Source organism: Pseudoalteromonas sp. Xi13 (assembly GCF_003952205.1).
GTDB lineage: Bacteria > Pseudomonadota > Gammaproteobacteria > Enterobacterales > Alteromonadaceae > Pseudoalteromonas > Pseudoalteromonas atlantica.
The window spans coordinates 526619-546220 of sequence record NZ_CP034439.1; the positions used below are offsets into that span (position 1 = coordinate 526619).

18 protein-coding genes and 1 riboswitch are annotated in these 19602 nt (G+C 40.8%); of the genes, 11 read left to right on the forward strand and 7 right to left on the reverse strand.

What is annotated here, in order from left to right:
• The first annotated feature begins 208 nt into the window (after positions 1–208).
• A complete protein-coding gene (locus tag EJ103_RS02295) occupies positions 209–1375 on the forward strand; it encodes a nucleotide sugar dehydrogenase (RefSeq protein WP_064386122.1) in 1167 nt (388 codons plus the stop codon).
• A gap of 57 nt (positions 1376–1432) precedes the next feature.
• Here EJ103_RS02295 and EJ103_RS02300 read toward each other — a convergent pair whose 3' ends face one another.
• Positions 1433–2884 (reverse strand): capsule assembly Wzi family protein, encoded by a 1452-nt coding sequence (locus EJ103_RS02300; RefSeq protein WP_126005844.1) that lies wholly within the window; start codon positions 2882–2884, stop codon positions 1433–1435.
• Positions 2885–4071: 1187 nt separating this feature from the next.
• On the opposite strand from EJ103_RS02300, the gene EJ103_RS02305 reads away from it, so the two are divergent.
• Positions 4072–4845, forward strand: a complete 774-nt coding sequence (locus tag EJ103_RS02305) for a YggN family protein (protein ID WP_064386118.1) — start codon at positions 4072–4074, stop codon at positions 4843–4845.
• 71 nt (positions 4846–4916) lie between these two features.
• Here the strand turns inward: EJ103_RS02305 and EJ103_RS02310 are convergent, their stop codons facing one another.
• Together EJ103_RS02310 and rsuA are read right to left on the reverse strand one after the other, a co-directional pair.
• The gene (locus EJ103_RS02310) at positions 4917–5261 is read right to left on the reverse strand and encodes a four helix bundle protein (protein ID WP_126005846.1); all 345 of its coding nucleotides are present in this window, start codon (positions 5259–5261) and stop codon (positions 4917–4919) included.
• 127 nt (positions 5262–5388) lie between these two features.
• Positions 5389–6087, reverse strand: a complete 699-nt coding sequence (gene rsuA, locus EJ103_RS02315) for a 16S rRNA pseudouridine(516) synthase RsuA (protein WP_126005848.1) — start codon at positions 6085–6087, stop codon at positions 5389–5391.
• Between the two features lie 59 nt (positions 6088–6146).
• Here rsuA and zapE point away from each other — a divergent pair, with 59 nt between their 5' ends.
• Positions 6147–7256: a cell division protein ZapE gene (zapE, locus tag EJ103_RS02320; RefSeq protein ID WP_126005850.1), complete on the forward strand. Its 1110-nt coding sequence runs from the start codon at positions 6147–6149 to the stop codon at positions 7254–7256.
• A gap of 324 nt (positions 7257–7580) precedes the next feature.
• Here zapE and galE read toward each other — a convergent pair whose 3' ends face one another.
• Entirely contained in the window at positions 7581–8597 is a 1017-nt protein-coding gene (gene galE / locus EJ103_RS02325) for a UDP-glucose 4-epimerase GalE (protein ID WP_126005852.1), read from the reverse strand.
• Positions 8598–8785: 188 nt separating this feature from the next.
• On the opposite strand from galE, the gene EJ103_RS02330 reads away from it, so the two are divergent.
• Both EJ103_RS02330 and EJ103_RS02335 read left to right on the forward strand, forming a co-directional pair.
• Positions 8786–9277, forward strand: coding sequence for a DUF3016 domain-containing protein (locus EJ103_RS02330; protein WP_004587951.1), 492 nt, complete (start codon positions 8786–8788; stop codon positions 9275–9277).
• 394 nt (positions 9278–9671) lie between these two features.
• Positions 9672–10163, forward strand: coding sequence for a DUF3016 domain-containing protein (locus tag EJ103_RS02335; RefSeq protein WP_126005854.1), 492 nt, complete (start codon positions 9672–9674; stop codon positions 10161–10163).
• Positions 10164–10252: 89 nt separating this feature from the next.
• On the opposite strand, the gene EJ103_RS02340 is transcribed toward EJ103_RS02335, so the two are convergent.
• Positions 10253–10543, reverse strand: a complete 291-nt coding sequence (locus tag EJ103_RS02340; RefSeq protein WP_004587953.1) for a hypothetical protein — start codon at positions 10541–10543, stop codon at positions 10253–10255.
• 82 nt (positions 10544–10625) lie between these two features.
• On the opposite strand from EJ103_RS02340, the gene EJ103_RS02345 reads away from it, so the two are divergent.
• Positions 10626–10835 carry a hypothetical protein gene (locus EJ103_RS02345; protein ID WP_024031488.1) on the forward strand — a complete coding sequence of 70 codons (210 nt, stop codon included), beginning with the start codon at positions 10626–10628 and terminating at the stop codon, positions 10833–10835.
• A 297-nt stretch (positions 10836–11132) separates the two neighbouring features.
• On the opposite strand, the gene epmB is transcribed toward EJ103_RS02345, so the two are convergent.
• Complete coding sequence (epmB, locus tag EJ103_RS02350; protein WP_126005856.1) at positions 11133–12158, reverse strand: EF-P beta-lysylation protein EpmB; 1026 nt, start codon at positions 12156–12158, stop codon at positions 11133–11135.
• 41 nt (positions 12159–12199) lie between these two features.
• On the opposite strand from epmB, the gene efp reads away from it, so the two are divergent.
• Together efp and epmA are read left to right on the forward strand one after the other, a co-directional pair.
• A complete protein-coding gene (efp, locus tag EJ103_RS02355; protein WP_004587956.1) occupies positions 12200–12766 on the forward strand; it encodes an elongation factor P in 567 nt (188 codons plus the stop codon).
• A 56-nt stretch (positions 12767–12822) separates the two neighbouring features.
• Positions 12823–13797 (forward strand): elongation factor P--(R)-beta-lysine ligase, encoded by a 975-nt coding sequence (gene epmA / locus EJ103_RS02360; RefSeq protein WP_126005858.1) that lies wholly within the window; start codon positions 12823–12825, stop codon positions 13795–13797.
• A 172-nt stretch (positions 13798–13969) separates the two neighbouring features.
• On the opposite strand, the gene EJ103_RS02365 is transcribed toward epmA, so the two are convergent.
• On the reverse strand, positions 13970–16087 hold the full coding sequence (locus EJ103_RS02365; protein ID WP_171038594.1) for a TonB-dependent receptor: 2118 nt from the start codon (positions 16085–16087) through the stop codon (positions 13970–13972).
• An 83-nt stretch (positions 16088–16170) separates the two neighbouring features.
• Here EJ103_RS02365 and EJ103_RS02370 point away from each other — a divergent pair, with 83 nt between their 5' ends.
• The 3 genes from EJ103_RS02370 (at position 16171) to thiC (ending at position 19580) form a co-directional block, all read left to right on the forward strand.
• Entirely contained in the window at positions 16171–16575 is a 405-nt protein-coding gene (locus tag EJ103_RS02370; protein ID WP_126005860.1) for an acyl-CoA thioesterase, read from the forward strand.
• 311 nt (positions 16576–16886) lie between these two features.
• Complete coding sequence (locus EJ103_RS02375) at positions 16887–17285, forward strand: META domain-containing protein (RefSeq protein WP_004589048.1); 399 nt, start codon at positions 16887–16889, stop codon at positions 17283–17285.
• Positions 17286–17379: 94 nt separating this feature from the next.
• Positions 17380–17485, forward strand: a riboswitch (TPP riboswitch).
• Positions 17486–17627: 142 nt separating this feature from the next.
• Positions 17628–19580, forward strand: coding sequence for a phosphomethylpyrimidine synthase ThiC (gene thiC, locus EJ103_RS02380; protein ID WP_126005862.1), 1953 nt, complete (start codon positions 17628–17630; stop codon positions 19578–19580).
• Positions 19581–19602: the final 22 nt, after the last annotated feature.

A 19602-nucleotide genomic window follows, 5' to 3' on the forward strand; every position in this document is an offset into this window, starting at 1 on the left:
ATTAAACGAACGCGGCTTAATGCCGCGTTTTTTATTTGTTATACAAATGAAGTACATGAAAATGCATTTATTGTGAATTTGTTTATTGGCTATAAGTGTTTGATGCTTTACTTTTGCCGCTAACCTTGTATCGTTTTAATAGCTGATATTGTGCAATTCTGATAAAATTATACTTATTAATTACCAATGAAAACATTAAGGGAATAACATGAAAATTGCCGTGGTAGGTACAGGCTATGTAGGCCTTTCAAACGCTATGCTTTTGTCGCAACATAACGAAGTGGTTGCACTTGATATTGACGAGAAAAAAATAGCTCTTTTAAACGATAAGCAGTCACCAATTGTTGATACAGAAATTAGTGAGTTTTTAACGCGTGATGACTTAAATTTTACAGCCACTACTGACAAGGTAGCCGCTTATAAAGACGCTGATTACGTAATTATAGCTACACCCACTGACTACGATGTTGAAAACAACTACTTTAATACTAGCTCTGTTGAAGCCGTAATTAAAGACACAATGGCGCATAACCCTAATGCGGTTATGGTGATTAAGTCGACTATTCCGGTAGGCTTTACGGCTGATATTAAGCAGCAACTTAATGCTGAAAACTTAATATTCTCTCCTGAATTTTTACGTGAAGGCAAAGCGCTTTACGATAACTTACACCCGTCACGTATTGTTGTAGGTGAGCAAAGCGAGCGCGCAACTATTTTTGCTAACTTACTTAAGCAAGGTGCAATTAAGCAAGATGTTGAAGTGCTATTCACTGACTCAACAGAAGCTGAAGCTATTAAGTTATTTTCTAACACTTACCTTGCTATGCGAGTTGCTTATTTTAATGAGCTTGATAGTTACGCAGAAGCACATGGCTTAAACTCTAAGCAAATTATACAAGGTGTAGGGTTAGACCCTCGTATTGGTAACCATTACAACAACCCATCGTTTGGTTACGGTGGCTACTGTTTACCAAAAGATACCAAGCAGCTACGTGCTAATTACCAAAATGTGCCAAACAATATTATTGGCGCAATTGTAGATGCCAATACAACACGTAAAGACTTTATTGCCGACTCAATTATTAAACGTAGCCCTAAAATTGTAGGTGTTTACCGTTTAGTAATGAAAACAGGGTCTGATAACTTTAGAGCCTCTGCTATTCAAGGCATTATGAAGCGTATTAAAGCCAAAGGTATTGAGGTTGTTGTATTTGAACCTGTGCTTGAAGAAAATGAGTTTTACCACTCACGCGTAATAAAAGACTTAAACGAGTTTAAGCAGATATCTGATGTAGTGGTTTCTAACCGTATGGTTGAGGAGCTTAGCGACATTGCAGATAAAGTGTATACACGTGACTTATTTGGTAGTGATTAATAAGTAACGTTTAAAAAGCGTCGCCTACAGCGTTTAAAAACGGTGTAGGCTTTTTAATTAGTTAAAGCTAGCCGTAAATGCTAATTTTGAAAATGCGTCCCCATATACATCTTTACCAGTATATAATTCAACACCCCAGCTTTTAGCGCCCCACATAGGCCTGTTTAGCTTACTATTATAAGAAATTTGCATTTCATAACTTGTTTTGTAGTTGTCGCCTGCGTTTTTTAAGCCGCGAAAGGTAGTTTGTAAATACTCTTTTCGATTTAATTGCCAATTCCAATCTAAGCTTATTGCTTTTGCTGCTACGTAATCTTCGTATTCATGTTCATCTCCAGCCCAATGGCCTATTACATTCCCATGATTTCTATTGCCATCTAGGTATATACCATTTGCGTACCAAAGCGCTTGCCAATTACTATGCTCAAATCGAATGCTATGATTTTTATTAATAAATGGAATAAATAGGCCGAAGCTGTAAGCGTTATTTCTGCCGCCGCCACCGCCACCTAAAGTATCTTCAAGGGCTACCTCTGCATAAAGTTCGTAGGCTAGGTTATTTAATGTATTTGAATAGCTAAAAGCGACTGCACCCAATTGGTCACCTAATTCAAAGTTAGCGTCGTCAGTATCGTCTTCGCCTACATTATCTTTACTACCAGGGCTGAAAAAACCCTCGGCGAAATCTTTTAAAGTTACGCTTCGCGGGCCTCCGCCAAACTGCATTAGGCGGCTTAAACTTATCGTTAAATTGTCTGTGACAGAAAAGCTGGTGTGTAAGCCAAATAAGTAAGGTTTACCAGGCTCGTACTCTCGGTCCTCGGGATTTTCGACCCTTTGGTTTTTTAAAATCCCTCTTTGCTCTGTCATTTGGCTAATGAACATGTCGTAGCGTATCTTAAAATCTGTAATTGGCTCGACATTACTTAAAGTTATAGATGGGGTTGTTTCGGCTTGGGTGCTTAGTAACATAGCGCTACTGTTAAAAGGAGAGTACCAGTGTTCGCGGTAGCCAATATCTAGCTGAGCGTATTTAAACCCCATATAAACAATGCTTTGGGTTGGGATAATTCCATCTTCATTTATAATCCCTACGGCGCTTGCACCGAAGTAGTCGCCCAAACTTAAATTAGCGCCACCTTCGATAATTAAATTTGTTTTTGTGGTCTGCCCTCGTTGATTAGGCAAGTTTTTATTGTTTGTTCCTACAGATGCTGTGCCTTTAACAAAAGTAAGAGCCCCTGTTTGAATGTACGGATTTATTTGGTAAGTAAGTGTGTGGTATAGATTAGGGTGTGTGAATCTAATTTTTTGCAGTACGTTGTAAATATCGTGAGCTTTATAGGGCTTACTCATTAAGTGGGTGTTTTTACTTACAGCTAAAAGGCGTTGAATATTATGCTCAAGTTCGGGAACTTGATTTAAAGGTAAATAAGGTGAAACTCCGCTTTTAGCCATTACGTTTGCACTGATTGCCATCCCGACAAGTAGCGTTATTTTTTTTAGCATAATTATTCCGTTAGCAAAAAATTGTTTAAGTAAAAAACGTTAATGCGAGGTTAGCAATAAATAACTAAGTAAGAAAGAAAAAGACTCAAACCCGCGTAGATTAGTCGGCATTTAGTATGGGTAAGATCTACATTTTTAGCCCAAATGAGCTTTGAGGTTAAGTTTTATTTTGCAGGCGCCCAGCTTGCTGGCGCGTTTTGTAATTATTCTATGTATATTTATTAATGCAAAATGTCTGACGCGAGGTAAACTCGCTGCTACTTGTATGTTTTCTCATTTTTTCCTCTTTTGCTTCTCTTTGTGCAAAATATTAAGTAATTTATTCACAAAGAGGTTAAGAGACGCTGCGCTTTAGAGGGTAACGTTGTAGGCGCCTTGCTTGCTGGCGCGTTTTGTAATTATTATGCGTATATTTATTAATGCAAAATGTCTGACGCGAGGTAAACTCGCTGCTACTTGTATGTTTTCTTATTTACTCCTCTTTTGCTTCTCTTGGTGAAAAAATAAAAATACTAATTCACAAAGAGGTTAAGAGACGCTGCGCTTTAGAGGGTAGGTTGTAGGCGCCTTGCTTGCTGGCGCGTTTTGTAATTATTCTATGTATATTTATTAATGCAAAATGTCTGACGCGAGGTAAACTCGCTGCTACTTGTATGTTTTCTTATTTACTCCTCTTTTGCTTCTCTTGGTGAAAAAATAAAAATACTAATTCACAAAGAGGTTAAGAGACGCTGCGCTTTAGAGGGGAGTGTTATAGGTGCCGTGCTTGCTGGCGGACGTAGGCTTTATGCCAAGTTAAAACAATAAGTCCAGACGCGAGGTAAACTCGCTGCTACTTGTATGTTTTCTCATTTGCTTCTCATTTGCTTCTCACTTACTTCTCTTGTGTAAAATATTAAGTAATTTATTCACAAAGAGGTTAAGAGACGCTGCGCTCTAGAGGGGAGTGTTGTAGGCGCCTTGCTTGCTGGCGCTTGGTTAAAATAGAGGTGTTTTATTTTTTTGCGTGAGCAAGCTTCACGCCTACTAATAAAAAAGCACTGCGTTTATTGTAAACACAGTGCTTAATAATTTATTTTGGCTTACAGCTTACAGCTTACAGCTTACAGCTTACAGCTATTTTTCTTGCATAAAGTTGGTTTTTTGTTAACCTACTTGCCTTCCTTTTTTAGCTTGTTGAGGTGTATATGGCGTTGTTATCTCGTTCGATATTGGCGTTGTGTTTAGCACTTTCAAGCTCTGCAGTTTTAGCTCAGTCACAGTGTGATGTTGAGCTTAGTCATGGCTTAATAATTACCGACGACGTTATACGTATTCTTGATAAAGGCCAAACGCGCGTACAAATTAATAATAATAGCCAGCTTTTTATTCGAGGTTACTGGGTTGATTTAAGCACTGAAGAAAGCAAAGTGCTTGAGCAATTTAGCCATGGTATTCGCCATACGGTACCGGAGCTTGTTAATTTGGCTACCGATGGCGTTAACTTAGGTTTAAGCGCCATTGAACATGTAGTCGAGGGGATGTCTGACAAAGAGCCAGAGGTGCTAAAAACCCAGCTCCAGTACGTAGAGCGTGCGCTTATGGACAAATTTAAGCGCGGTGATGACTTCTTTTTTATCGCGCCACAGTCGCTCTCGCAAATAGATGATTTTTTCACTAAAGAAATTAGCCAGCAAATACACTCTGCCGTACATGGTTCGTTAGGGGCTATTTTAATGTCGCTTGGTGATGCGTTTAAATCACGCGAAGGTAATATTGAAGACCGTATTAACGACATGGGCCAACGTATGGATATTATCTCTAAAGAAATAGATAAATCCCTGCAAAAAAAGGCTCAGCAACTTGAGCTTAAAGCCTCTGAATACTGTGAATGTTTAAACGCACTCGATGTGACCGAATCACGCTTGCAAGCGATTGTCCCAGGCATGGCTGACTTTGATTTAGTGCAGATAAAATCGTAAGGAAAGTGGGGAGTTATTAGCTATAAGCTATAAGCTATAAGCTATAAGCTGTTAGTTATTAGCTATAAGTGTTAGTTCTGTGGGATTTTTAGCTTGAGGCATTGGATCATGGCTGATAGTTCGTTTGTTTCTTTAAGCCACTCCTTGCCGTCGATGTTATTTATATATTTAATATCAATGCCAATATATATTTGTGTTCTTGCTTCGGCCAAGGAAGCTCTTGCAATATCTAGAAAACGCCTTTTCTCTTTATTACTCTCTCTGGACATTCCTTCTGCTATATTGCTTGGCACGGAGAGGCCCGAGCGTGTTAGCTGATCCCTAAAACCATAGTCCTTGAGGGTTGCAGTTGCCTTATAAATATCTGCGCTTAATCGTGCAGAACGTTTCCATACTTCTAAATTTTCAAAATTCATTTCACCCTCTATTTATTATCAATTCTAATAAAGAAAGGGTAGTACAACTAAGCAAGAGTGTTAACTTTGCTAAAAGCTAAAAGCTAAAAGCTAAAAGCTAAAAGCTAAAAGCTAAAAGCTAAAAGCTTTAAAGAATAGCCTCTCCCTCTTTTAACTCCCTATACTCTCCACTTGCTAAGTTTTCGTCCAGTATAATATTACCTATTTGCTCGCGGTGTAGCTCTACCACTTTGTTACCTACCGCGGCTAACATGCGTTTAACTTGGTGGTATTTACCTTCGCTGATTGATAAACGTAAGCTGTAGGTGGCAAGTGCTTCTGCTTTAGCTGGACGGGTAAGATCTTTTTCGTTGTGAAGTTGTACGCCGTCGCGTAGTTGCTCTAATGCTTCTTCGGTTATAGGCTCTTGTGTTTCTACTAAGTAGGTTTTTAATTTGTTGTGTTTTGGCGAGGTTATACGGTGCGACCAATCGCCATCGTTAGTAATAAGTACTAAGCCGGTGGTGTCTATATCAAGGCGACCCGCTACATGAAAGTCGGCCATATTTGGCTCATCGAGTAAATCAAATACAGTGGGGTGTAGTTCATCTACATTGGCACACACGTAGCCTACAGGTTTGTGTAGCATAAAGTAGCGTTTACCTAAAAATACCATAGGCTCACCAGCAAATGTTACTTCATCTTGCTGGTTTACTTGAAAATCGAACGCGCTAACAACTTCCCCATTTACTTGCACTTCTTGGCGTTTAATACCCGCGCGAGCTTTTGAGCGTGGTAGCTCGGCTAGGTGGCTAATAAATTTATCTAAGCGGCAAGGGAATTTCATTTTGGTTCACATTTTTAGTCGGCTACAATGGCGGCGATTATAGCCGATAGTGAAACCCCATGTCAGTAAACTACCCACAAATTTTAAGGCTTTACCAAGCAAAAATAGATGCGGGTGAACTGTGTGTTGATAGCGCTCAGCAAAATGCAGTAAATGCGTTAAATAACCTAAGTATACAGTTACACACAAAAATACCTTGGTGGAAAAAAGCGCCGTTAATTAAAGGGGTTTATTTGCATGGGCCGGTGGGGCGGGGTAAATCCATGCTAATGGATTTATTTTATAAAAATTTACCCACTGAGCGTAAGCAGCGGCTGCATTTCCATCACTTTATGGCGCAAATACACACGCAACTTGCCCAGCTGCAAGGGCATAAAAACCCCCTCACGTTAATTGCTAAACAATGGGCGAAAGATATAAAAGTGCTGTGTTTTGATGAGTTTTTTGTTAGCGATATTGGCGATGCAATGATTATGGCAAGATTATTTAATGCCTTGTTTGATAGTGGGGTAGTGCTGGTGGCAACTTCTAACGCAAAACCTGAGCAGCTTTATCGCAATGGCCTACAGCGCGCGCGGTTTTTACCCACAATCGATTTAATTAACCGTTATTGCCATGTTATTAGTGTTGAAGGGCAGGATGACCATCGCTTTAGGTATGGTAAAAATAGCCGCCACTATTTTATTAATTTACCTATAAGCGAGTTTAAAAAGCAGTTTTTATCTCAGTATCCACAAGCAAAGGAAAACCAAGTTTTACAGGTACACTCCCGCAGCTTACCGTGTTTATTAACCGCAGATAATGCAATAATGATCGATTTTATGGCGCTTTGCTCAGGAGCGCGTAGCGCTTACGATTATATGTTTTTAGCCAAGCAGTTTGATATTTTATATATAGAAAATGTGCCAAAAATGGGTGTAGGCGCAACAGGTAAAGTAATAGTGCATGGTATTGAAGACAGTTATCAACGCGAAAAACAAACCCTAAATGAGCATTATTTAGATGACGAAGCGCGGCGCTTTATTGCATTGGTGGACGAGTTTTACGATTGCCACAAGTTATTAGTTATAAACGCCCACGCGCACGTTGAGTCTTTGTATCAGGGGCAAAAGCTGAGCTTTGAATATGCGCGAACGCAGTCGCGTATTATCGAAATGCAAAATTGGTAATTAGCGCTGACGCTAAGTTTATTTATAGGCGCTTTGCTTGCGCGTTGGTATAAAAATACTGGTATTTCAACTTTGTGCGTGGGCAAGCTTCACGCCTACGACTAAAATAACACAGGTGCAGTGGCTCTTGTAGGCGCGCAGCTTGCTGGCGTTTAAAAGCAGCGCTTTTACGTTGTGTTAAACCCCTTTGATAAAGCTATGAGAAGCTTCGCTTCTACGTGAGCAAGCTCTACGTCTAGATTAAAAAATTAGCGCGGTAGCAAAATTGTTTACAGGTGATTTGCCTGCTTGTGAAACAGGCAAAATCTATAAAGTATTTTTTAATTAACTTTTATAACCATTAGGGTTATTTGACTGCCAACGCCATGTGTCTTCCATCATGGCATCTATTCCACGCACCGCTTCCCAGCCTAGCTCATTAAGTGCTTTTTCTGGCGCGGCGTAACATGCAGCAATATCGCCAGGGCGACGAGGCGATACTTGATAAGGAACGTCTTGGCCGCTGGCTTTTATAAAGGCGTTAACCATTTGCAGTACAGAGTAACCATTGCCTGTGCCAAGATTATATACAAGTGCGCCGGTATTGTTGGCAATTTTATCAAGCGCTTTTAAGTGCCCCATCGCTAAATCTACAACGTGAATATAGTCGCGCACACCAGTGCCATCAACGGTGTCGTAGTCATCACCAAATACAGCAAGCTGCTTTAATTTACCTACTGCAACTTGGGCAATAAATGGTAATAAGTTATTAGGAATACCATTTGGATCTTCGCCAATTAAGCCTGACTCATGTGCGCCCACTGGGTTAAAGTAGCGTAAAATAGCAAATGCAAAACGCTCATCTGATTTAGCAATATCTTGCAGCATCATCTCAACCATCAGTTTTGATGTGCCGTATGGGTTAGTTGTGCCACCTACCGGGAAGTCTTCTTTAATTGGTAAGCTTGCAGGGTCGCCGTAAACTGTGGCTGATGAGCTAAATACTAATTTAAATACGCCTGCATCACGCATGGCATCTACAAGTGTAAGCGTACCTTGTACGTTTGTTTGATAGTACTCAACAGGTTTAACTACCGACTCACCCACTGACTTTAAGCCTGCAAAATGAATAACGCTCTCTATGGTATGCCTTGTAAAAATGGCATCTAAAAACACTTTATCAAGAATGTCGCCTTGGTAAAACGTGGCTTCTTTGCCTGTGATTTGCTTTACGCGTGCAAGCGACTCTTTTGATGCGTTACTTAAATTATCAACAACAACAACTTCGCTGCCTTGCTGTAAAAGTTCTAAAACGGTGTGTGAGCCTATGTAGCCTGCGCCGCCTGTTACTAAAATTGCCATGAATGCTCCGTGGATACCTTTTTTCAATTATCTTAATTTCATCATATATTCTTACTATTTACATGCTTTATTTTAAAAGCGTATTAAAATAGGTTAATTAAGTAATGGTTAATAAACTAGTGTTAAACTTGTATGGTCTATTACTGGGCTAAGTCTAAATAATTAGTACTGCCCCTTTGGAGAATGCTATGAATTCAGTTAAAACAATCGCTATGGCAATGTGTATTACATTACCTGCATTTGCACACGCTGGAGAATCTGTAGTTAAGTGGCAAGATTTTAAAGACTACCGCGATGTGCGCGCTTCTAGCCAGGGTAAAGCGTCGTACCACAAACAAATTGCTACTCAGTTCGAAAAACATTTTTCTAAACTTGCCGAGCAATTGCCAAAAGGCTACAAGCTAAATTTAGAAATAACCGATATCGATTTAGCAGGGGACGTACGCTATGGCGGTATGGATGAAATACGCGTAGTAAAGCCTATTTATTTTCCGCGCATTAAGCTCAATTACTCGCTAAGCGATAATAAAGGGAGCGTAGTGAGTGAAGAGGACGATGTAGAGCTTAAAGACATGGGCTTTATGGATAAAATTAAAATGGGTCGCGACGAGCCGTTTTTTTATGAAAAACGCTTAATAACCGAATGGTTTGGTGAGCAAATTTTAGCAAGTATTGATTAAATTAAACTTGCCACTAACAATGGCAAGTTACAAAATCAAAATGACTTAAAGGTAGCGGCTAAAGTAAGCAACTATTGCAGACTAAAAATAGCGATTTATAGTCCTCCTTATTAAAATTAGTTTTATCAAGCAGAGCTCAAATATAAGTAGGCTTTTTATCATTTTGATTATGCGTACAAAAAGAGTTATTAGCTTTTGCATTTCAAGCTGGCAATTAAGTGATTAAATTACTTTTTGATTGTGTTTTATCAATATAGGGATGTACCTAACTTTACATTAAAAATTTTTGCTGCTAATTTAAACTAATGTCATCAGTGTAAGTGTTCTGGTTTATTGTTTTAAATTGAATGTGCTGTACTTGCGTTGACTTTTGATAGTTCACATGGAGAAGATTATGAAAAGTTTAAAATTACTAACGTTAGTAATGGGTTTAAGTTCTATTGGTATTGCACAAGCTGGTGAGTCTGCAGTTAGATGGCAAGATTTTGACAATTACCGCGATGTGCGTGCAGCAAATCAATCACCAACTTCTTTTGAAAAGCAAATTACTATTAACTTTGAAAAGCATCTTGCGAAGTTAGCTGAAAAATTACCCAGTGGATATAAATTAAATGTAGAGGTTGCAGATCTTGATTTAGCAGGTGCAATTGAGTTTTCTGGCGCTAAAAAAATAAGAGTAATTCAACCATTTCATTACCCACAAATTAAGCTGTCTTACACGGTAACTAATCCGCAGGGTGAAGTTGTGAACCACGCCACAGAAGTGTTATTAAAAGATAGAGGCTATTTAGATAAAATTAAGCGCTCAACCTCTAGATCATTTTATTATGAAAAACGCTTAGTAACTAACTGGTTTCATTCAAAAGTTTTATCTAATATAAGTTAAATACAGCTACAGGATAAATAAAAAATGCCGATAAACATTATCGGCATTTTTTGTATTTGATGTTTACTAAATTAAACTTTAATTTTTAGCTACTTAAACGTAGCGAGCAGGGTAAGTAACTGTTGTAGCTTAATAACCGTTGTTTTAAGCTTTTCTTCATCAAAACCATCTGTGCTTAAGCTTTCTACATCGGCTGCTACATCAAGTACGTATGGCTTAAAGCGTTTAGCTTCAAAACTAAATCCGGCATCAGCTGGGAACAAGGCTTTAAATTTACCGTGGCCTTGTTGCTGTAGCTCATCTAGTTTTTTGTCGGCATCAAGTGCTTGGCGATAAACAATTTTTAAGTTAGCGTTGAGTTGTTCAATTATAGAATCCATGGTTTTCCTAAAGCTTTGTACTGCATTGCCGATATAGTACTTGGATTACATTTAAATGTCAGGTTGATTAAGGCTTATAACGATGAATATATCAGGTGGAAATCTACCCGCTATGTCTAGCTCTGGCCAAGGTGGTGAAGTATATACCGCTGCTTTGTCTAAAAAGCAGCAATTAGCAGATGGCGCAGCAGCACTTGCACTAATTGAAGGTGCTGCCCAACCAACAAGTGCGCAATCACCGGCTCAGTCGGTTACAGCAACACTGGGTAACAATGTAAATATATACGTTTAAACTAGGGCGTGTTGATCTTTGCGGATTGCAATTTGTTCAATCTAGGGGCGATTAAATCGCGGCGCGAGGTTTGTAACCTAGTGGGCTAAGTAAAAACCGAGTAAAGCTTCCGCGTCCTGCTCACGCCCCTTACCTACATCCATGTAGGCAACAAAGAGCTTATCGCCCCTAGGAAGAACCCGAAGGGCAGCGCATGTTTGGCATTTATGCTGCGTTATCGCCTATTTATGGGGAATAACCACACTACACAGGCTCAGCCTTGCCTAAAAGCCAAACATACTGCTGCAAATTCAACCATCAAAGGTTAACACGCCCTAACTTAAGGTCGATAGGTGTTTTGCTTTTTTGACCGCCTATTTCTCTTACTAATTTAGGCACTAAAAATCCAGGCAGGGCTTTTAATAGTTCTGCCATTATTTCTATTGCTTGCTCTTCGTTAATATCAAAGTGGCTTGCGCCTTCAACCTTATCTAGCAAATATAAATAGTAAGGCAGTACGTCTGCATCAAATAACGCCTCACTTAAATTTATTTGTGCCTCAACGGTGTCGTTCACCTCTTTTAAAATAACCGCCTGGTTTAATAACGTTACGCCTGCTTGCTTTAGCTTTTGCATGGCGGCTTTAAACTCGTCATCTATTTCGTTGGCGTGATTTATATGGTTAATAAATATAATTTTTAGCGGTGATTGCTTTAGCCTCGCGCACAGCTCATCGGTAATACGCGCAGGTATAACAACAGGCAAACGGCTGTGTATTCGCATGCGTTTAATTTGAGGTAACTGTTCAAGCTCATCTAAAAACCAGCTAATGGCATCGTCTTTGGCCATAAGTGGGTCGCCACCACTTAAAATCACTTCGTTTATGTTGGTATCTGATTTTATATAGCTCAGCGCATCAAGCAGGCTTTTTTTATTAAGCTGGTTTTCTTGATACGGGAAGTGGCGTCTAAAGCAGTAACGGCAATTTACTGCACAGCCAGTTTTAAACATAATTAAAACACGGGATTTATATTTATGTAAAAGCCCAGGCTGTTCGTTGTCTTGCTCTAGTAAAGGGTCTTTATTAAAACCTGTTTTGGTTAAAAACTCTTGATGGCGTGGCATAACTTGTAGCAATAAGGGGTCGTTTGCATCGCCCTTGCGTATTTTTTTTATAAAAGGGACTGGCACGCGTACCGGAAATAAACTGCGGGCTTTTAGGTCGTTTTCATGGGCTTGGCTCGATAAACCGACCATTTCAAGCAAGGTTTTTGGGCAGGTAACTACATTTGCTAATTCTTTTTGCCAGTTTTTATGCAAATTTGCTTCATTTCTTTGTATCATTGGCACGTAGATTACTCGAAAAAAATTAAATAGAGGAAACGATGGCGAATTATAGCACCAACGAGTTCAAGGGCGGCCTAAAAATTATGATGGACGGCGAACCTTGCAGTATTTTAGAAAATGAAATGGTAAAACCTGGTAAAGGCCAAGCGTTTAACCGTGTTCGTATCCGCAAACTTATCTCTGGTAAGGTGCTTGAAAAAACCTTTAAATCGGGTGAATCAGTTGAAGGCGCCGATGTAATGGATACCGACTTAGCGTACCTATACACAGACGGTGAGTTTTGGCATTTCATGAACAACGAAACATTTGAACAAATTGCCGCTGACGAAAAAGCACTTGGCGATGCCGTTAAATGGTTAGTTGAAAACGATGTATGTACTATTACATTATGGAACGGTAGCCCAATCGCGGTTACTCCACCTAACTTTGTTGAGCTTGAGATCACTGAAACTGATCCTGGTCTTAAAGGCGATACAGCGGGCACAGGCGGTAAACCTGCAACGCTTAGCACTGGTGCAGTAGTACGCGTTCCATTATTCGTACAAATTGGTGAAGTAATTAAAGTAGACACCCGTAGCGGTGAATACGTAGGCCGTGTTAAGTAAGCTTGAGTACGGTTTATAAAATCCCGGCTTAAGCTGGGATTTTTTTTGGAGAAAATATGTCAGCAACACCTTGGGCACCTAGTGCAAGCATAAACACCCTTAAGCAGCGTGCAGCCATACTGCGAACCATTCGTGAGTTTTTTTATACGCGTAATGTAATGGAAGTAGAAACCCCTAGCTTAAGCAGTGCCAGTGTAACCGATGTGCATTTAGCAAGTTTTAATACGCAGTTTGTAGGCCCAGGCCACGCTGGTGGCTTGCCGCTTTATTTACAAACATCGCCTGAATTTGCAATGAAACGTTTGCTAGCAGCAGGCTCAGGGCCCATATTTCAGCTTTGTAAGGCATTTAGAAATGAAGAAGCGGGACGCCATCATAACCCCGAATTTACCATGCTTGAGTGGTATCGCCCTGGGTTTGATGAGTTTGCATTAATGGATGAAATGGATGAGCTAATGCAGCTCATTTTAAATGTAGAGCCTGCAGAGCGTCTTACTTACCAACAAGCGTTTGAGCAAGTGTTAGCGCTTGACCCATTAACAGCTACGCTTAGACAATTGCAAACGCTTGCCAGCGATCACGGCTTTGCCGATATAGCCAAAAACGAAACCAATAAAGATACCTTACTGCAGCTGTTATTTTGTATGAAAGTAGAGCCAACTATTGGGCAAACTAAACCGTGTTTTGTGTATCACTTTCCGGCATCGCAAGCGGCACTGGCACAGATTTGTGAGCATGATAACCGCGTAGCAGGGCGCTTTGAGCTTTATTATAAAAATATGGAATTAGCGAACGGCTTTAATGAGCTAACTAATGCTAAAGAGCAGGCAAAGCGCTTTGATGAAGATAACGCTTATCGCGCCGCCAATGGGTTAAACCACGTGCCTATGGATACCCGCTTAATCGCCGCACTCGAGCACGGCTTACCGCAATGCGCAGGTGTTGCGATGGGTATAGACAGGTTAGTTATGCTAGCCACCGCTAAAGATACAATAAAAGAAGTCATCGCGTTTGATGTAGATAGGGCGTGATGCTTGTCCTGTAGGCGCCATGCTTACTGGCGCGTTGATATAAAATCTATTTACGCTTTTTCTTTTTGCGTGAGCAAGCTTCACGCCTACCAATAAAAAAGCACCGCGTTTATTATAAACGCGGTGTTTAATATTTATTTTTTCTTACAGCTTACAGCTTACAGCTTACAGCTTACAGCTCTAACGTAAACGTTATACCCGCTACTCTTGGCTCACCTAATTGCACGTAGGTGTGTGTAGCGTAACCATCAAGTGGGTCGTTACCAAACTCAAAGCCGCGGGTTGGTACTTCTTCGTCAAATACGTTACGTGCCCATGCGCGCACTGCCCACATGTCGGCTTCGTAGCCTAAACTTAGGTTTACTAAATTGCTGCTGGGTGCTTTTGAATTATGGCTATCTGAGAAGTAGTAATCGTCCTTACCTTCAACACCAATCATACCGTACAGCTCATTAGTAAAGTTGTAACGTGCGCTAAATGCGTATTGGTATTTAGGTGATTGCGCTTGCTCACGACCGTCTTGATTTAAGCCAGATTGCGTTACAAAGTCGTCAATTTCTGTGTTTAAGTAACCCGCACTACCTGTTAAGAATAAGTCTTCGGTAAGTTGGTAACTACCTTCAACTTCTAGCCCGTAGTTGCTACCAGAGCTTGCGTTATCAACGTAGCCTGTAAATTGCTGACCTTCTACTTGCCAAGCTTTTAGCTGTATGTTGTCGCGGTGCATATAAAATGCTGCTAAACGCAGGGTAAATTTATCATCAAGCGATGAACCCTTAACGCCAAACTCGCCGCTCCAAAGGTATTCTGGGTCAAAGCTTGTATGCTGCTGGAAAAAATCAGCATCTAGGTTTAAGCCTTCATCTTTAGCTTTTGCTAATGCTTCTGAATTAATACCGCCAGCTTTATAACCACGGGTAATACTGGTGTAGATCATAGTACGGTCAATCACTTGGTATTCAAGTGCTATTTTACCGCCAACCATTACGTCGTCAGTCTCTTCAATAAAGCCGTTGCTGTCGGTGTAATCCCCTTGGTATTGCTCTACACGTAAACCGGTAATGAGTGTGGTTTTAGGGCCGATAGGTGTGGCTACTTGACCGTAAACTGCTACGTTACTGGTTTCGTAGGTTGATGCAAATGGGCTTGCAAGCCAAGTATATTCGCGCTCTAAATCTACATCGCGGTTTTGATAGTAAACACCGGCAACCCAGTTACCTGTTTTAGAATTAAACTGTAAATTAGCCGACTGATCATCGCGATCACGCGTGTACACATCGGTTGAGCTATAACCCCAAGGGTGTAAGCCAGCTGCACATAATTGTGGCTCGCTTGCATCGTTACATACCCAGTCTTCATCAAAGCTGTAAAGTAGCTCTGTATCAATGGCTGAAAGGTTTAAGCTTACATCAAAGGCATCAAAACCTGTGTAGGTATTATTAATACCAATGGCGTAGCTTTGTTGATTATCTTGGCCTGGCTCGTCGGCTACACTATTACGGCTGTTATCAAGCGTGAACGCATCGTAGCCGTTGTTTATATCTATGTAGTGCAGGTTTAACTCTGTGTTTAAATGCTCAGTAAGTTGGCTGTTTAATTTAAAGCGGGCTACTTGCTCATCTTGTTGTTGAGTTTCGTCGTTTAAATATAGGTTATCTACGTAGCCATCTGACTTTCTGCGAAAGTAGCTTACGCGTGCACTTGTGTCGTCGGTTAATCCAGTACTTGCTGCAAGGCCTGCTTCGCGCGAGTTATAAGTACCCATACCCACTTGTAATTTTAAGCTCGGATCGGCAGTTGCCTGAGCTGATTCCATTTGGATCATACCGGCCATGCCGTCTGCACCAAAGCGAGTGCCTTGTGGACCGCGGTAAATTTCTACCTGGTCTATATCAAATAATAATGAGCTGCCACCTAAACCCGAGTAGTTAATTCCGTCAATAACTAAGCCAACCGATGGGTTAATTGGATCTACAAATTGTGAACGAAGTCCCACTCCACGAATTTGAATATAACGACCACGAGACGCACCAGATGTAAAGTTTACGTTGGCTGTACTACCTAGCATTTCGTCTAAGTAACTTGCACCACGTTGATTAATTTCATCTTTGCTAAATAGGCTAGCGCTAGCGCTTAATGTTTGAATGCTTTCACGTTGAAAGTCGCCTGTAACAACAATTCGTTCTAGGTCGCTGTCATCAGCGTTTGCTATAAGTGGTGTACTAATTAGCGGTAATAACGCCGCAGTAATTAAAGACAAACGTAAGTTCATTAGGTTACTTAACTCCATTTTGGGGACTCGTATGGTAGCAATTATTTTAATACTTGTGTTATAACGCAGCGATTATACGTTAAATAATCAGGATTACTAATATGACCTTTAAAGTTGATTTTAAAGTGCGCCATTACGAATGTGACCTACAAGGAATTGTAAATAACAGTGTGTACTTTAATTATTTAGAGCATGCTCGCCATGAGTTTTTATTTGCAAATGGGGTTGATTTTGCACTACTAGCAAAGCAAAAAGTTAACTTAGTAGTGATACGCAGTGAGGTTGATTATAAACATTCGCTTGTACCAGATGATGAATTTTATATAGCAGTTGAACCTGAGCGTATAAGCCGTATAAAGTTTGCGTTTAAGCAAACCTTAGTACGTAAACACGACAACAAAGTAATGCTACAAGCCAAGGTTATAGGCACCTCGGTTAATGAAAAAGGGCGCCCTTTTTTACCTCCCGAAATAGATGATTTATTTAAAAATTACACCCAAGATTAGCGCGTATAATTTTTAGGGGCTGTGACCTTTGGGGTTAAATTTAACCTAGTTTGTTTTATAGCAGCGCCTAGGTAGTGGAGTTGTTTATCGTAAATAGCGGGTAGCGTAGGTGCTGTTATCGAACCCACTAAGTTACAAACCAAGCAAAGCGATTAAAGCGCCCATAATGTGTACATGTTTTAATCTGCAAAGTTCAACACTCTCTAAACTATCATAGAACAAAAATTTACATTTAAAACATGCATTTTTAACGGATAAACCGCATAAAAATTGTTACTATTACGGTAATTAAATATTTAGTTAGAAATAGCATGAAATTAGCAGCACTACCGATGCTTTTAATCGGTTTATGTATTGGTTGTACAGCCACAGGGACGGTGACCACTGAGCAGCTAAAGTATACACAATGGCAACTATCAAAGGTTGATGGTTTAGCTGTGCCGGCCTCTTACAGTGCATCAATGAGCTTTATTGAAGCGTTGCAAGTAAACGGGTTTGCAGGATGTAATAAGTTTTTTGGTGAAGGCGAGCTTAAAGACAGCAGTATTAGCGTTAATAAACTTGGCATGACGCGTAAGTCGTGCGGAGCAGACGTTGATGAGCTAGAGCAACAGTTTTTACAAGCGCTAAGAGAAGGTGCAACGCTTACCATGCAAGGCTCACAGTTAGTTATGCAGGGCGATCAAACTTTTTTGTTTATAGCAAAGTAGTGGCATGAGTATTTAAAACTGCCCCTTGCAGGCAATTTTTAACTGGCGTACACTCAACGCTGATTTGATGAAAATAGCAAATCAACGAACATAATTTTACTTGTCGGAGTGCCTTAAATAATTAAGGCTGAGATCGCGAAAGCGGGATCCGTGAACCTGATCAGGTTAAAACCTGCGTAGGGAACAAGCTGCCTAAAATGGGACGCTTGTGCGTCTTTTTTATGCGCACAACAAAATAACTAGCCATTTTAGGCCGCAAAGCAGCGTAACCACTGCTTTACGATCTTTCTCTATTCCTTATGGAATATCTGACAAGACAACCCTTTAGCAATGAGGTAAGTCATGTCAAACACTACAAATAAGTCTACACGTCGAGAAACGCGCGCTGCTGCGTCAGATTACATTTATAATTTAACGGGTCAGCCATTTCCAAGCTCACAAAAAGTGTATGTTGAGGGCAGCCAAAGCGGTGTACGCGTGGGTATGCGCGAAATTACATTAAGCGATACGTTTATTGGTGGCGATGAGCAAAACCCTGTGTATGAGCCAAACGATCCACTGCGTGTTTACGATACATCAGGCCCGTATACCGACCCTAACTTTGAATTAGACGTACGTAAGGGGTTACCTAAATTTCGTGAGCAGTGGATAAAAGAGCGCAACGACACCGAAGTGCTCGACTCGGTCACTTCGCAATTTGCTCAGCAACGTATGGCCGATGACGGCCTTGATCATATTCGCTTTGATCATTTACCTAAAATTCGCCGTGGTAAAGCGGGCAAAAACGTGACGCAAATGCATTATGCTCGCCAAGGCATTATTACCCCTGAAATGGAATACGTAGCCATACGCGAAAACATGGGCCGTGCACAAATTAGAGAAGAGCTGCTAGCAGCACAGCATAAAGGCGAGTCGTTTGGGGCGAGTATTCCCGATTTTATTACCCCTGAATTTGTTCGCGACGAAATAGCCCGCGGCCGCGCTATTTTACCTAATAATATTAACCACCCCGAAACCGAGCCCATGATAGTTGGCCGTAACTTTTTAGTTAAAGTTAACGCGAATATTGGTAATTCATCGGTAAGCTCATCAATCGAAGAAGAAGTAGAAAAAATGGTGTGGTCTACCCGATGGGGTGCCGATACCGTAATGGATTTATCAACCGGGCGTTACATTCACGAAACCCGTGAATGGGTAGTACGTAATTCGCCGGTGCCCATTGGCACCGTACCAATTTATCAGGCGCTTGAAAAAGTAAACGGAGTGGCCGAGGATTTAACCTGGGAGATATTTCGCGATACGTTAATTGAACAAGCCGAGCAGGGCGTTGATTACTTTACTATTCATGCCGGTGTATTGCTGCGTTATGTGCCAATGACGGCAAAGCGTGTAACCGGCATTGTATCGCGTGGTGGCTCAATTATGGCTAAGTGGTGTTTAGCGCACCATAAAGAAAACTTTTTATATACGCACTTTGAAGATATTTGCGAAATTTTAAAACAATACGATGTGTGTTTTTCGCTTGGGGATGGCCTTCGTCCAGGTTCGATTGCCGATGCCAACGACGAAGCGCAATTTAGTGAGTTACGTACGTTAGGGGAGCTTACAAAAGTTGCGTGGAAACACGATGTACAAGTATTTATTGAAGGCCCAGGCCATGTGCCAATGCATATGATTAAAGCCAATATGGATGAACAATTAGAGCATTGTGGCGAAGCGCCTTTTTACACATTAGGCCCATTAACGACCGATATAGCACCAGGGTACGACCATATAACATCGGGTATAGGCGCTGCACAAATAGCGTGGTACGGCTGTGCCATGCTGTGTTATGTAACACCAAAAGAGCATTTAGGTTTGCCCAATAAAGAAGATGTAAAAGAGGGCTTAATTACCTACAAAATTGCAGCACATGCGGCCGATTTAGCCAAAGGCCACCCCGGCGCGCAAGAGCGCGATAACGCATTATCAAAAGCGCGCTTTGAATTTAGATGGCACGACCAATTTAACATTGGTTTAGACCCAGAACGTGCCCGTGAATATCACGACGAAACCCTACCGCAAGAGTCTGGCAAAGTAGCGCACTTTTGCTCTATGTGCGGCCCTAAATTTTGTTCAATGAAAATTACCCAAGAGGTACGCGATTATGCCAAAGATCTCGAATCACGCGGGATCGATCCTAACAATGTTGGCGATGCAATTGAGATCAAAATGGTGGATGTAGAAGCGCAAATGAAAGCGAAATCTGAAGAGTTTAAACAAACGGGCTCAGAAATTTACCACAAAGCAATATAAGCCAATAACAGGTTAGCGGCTT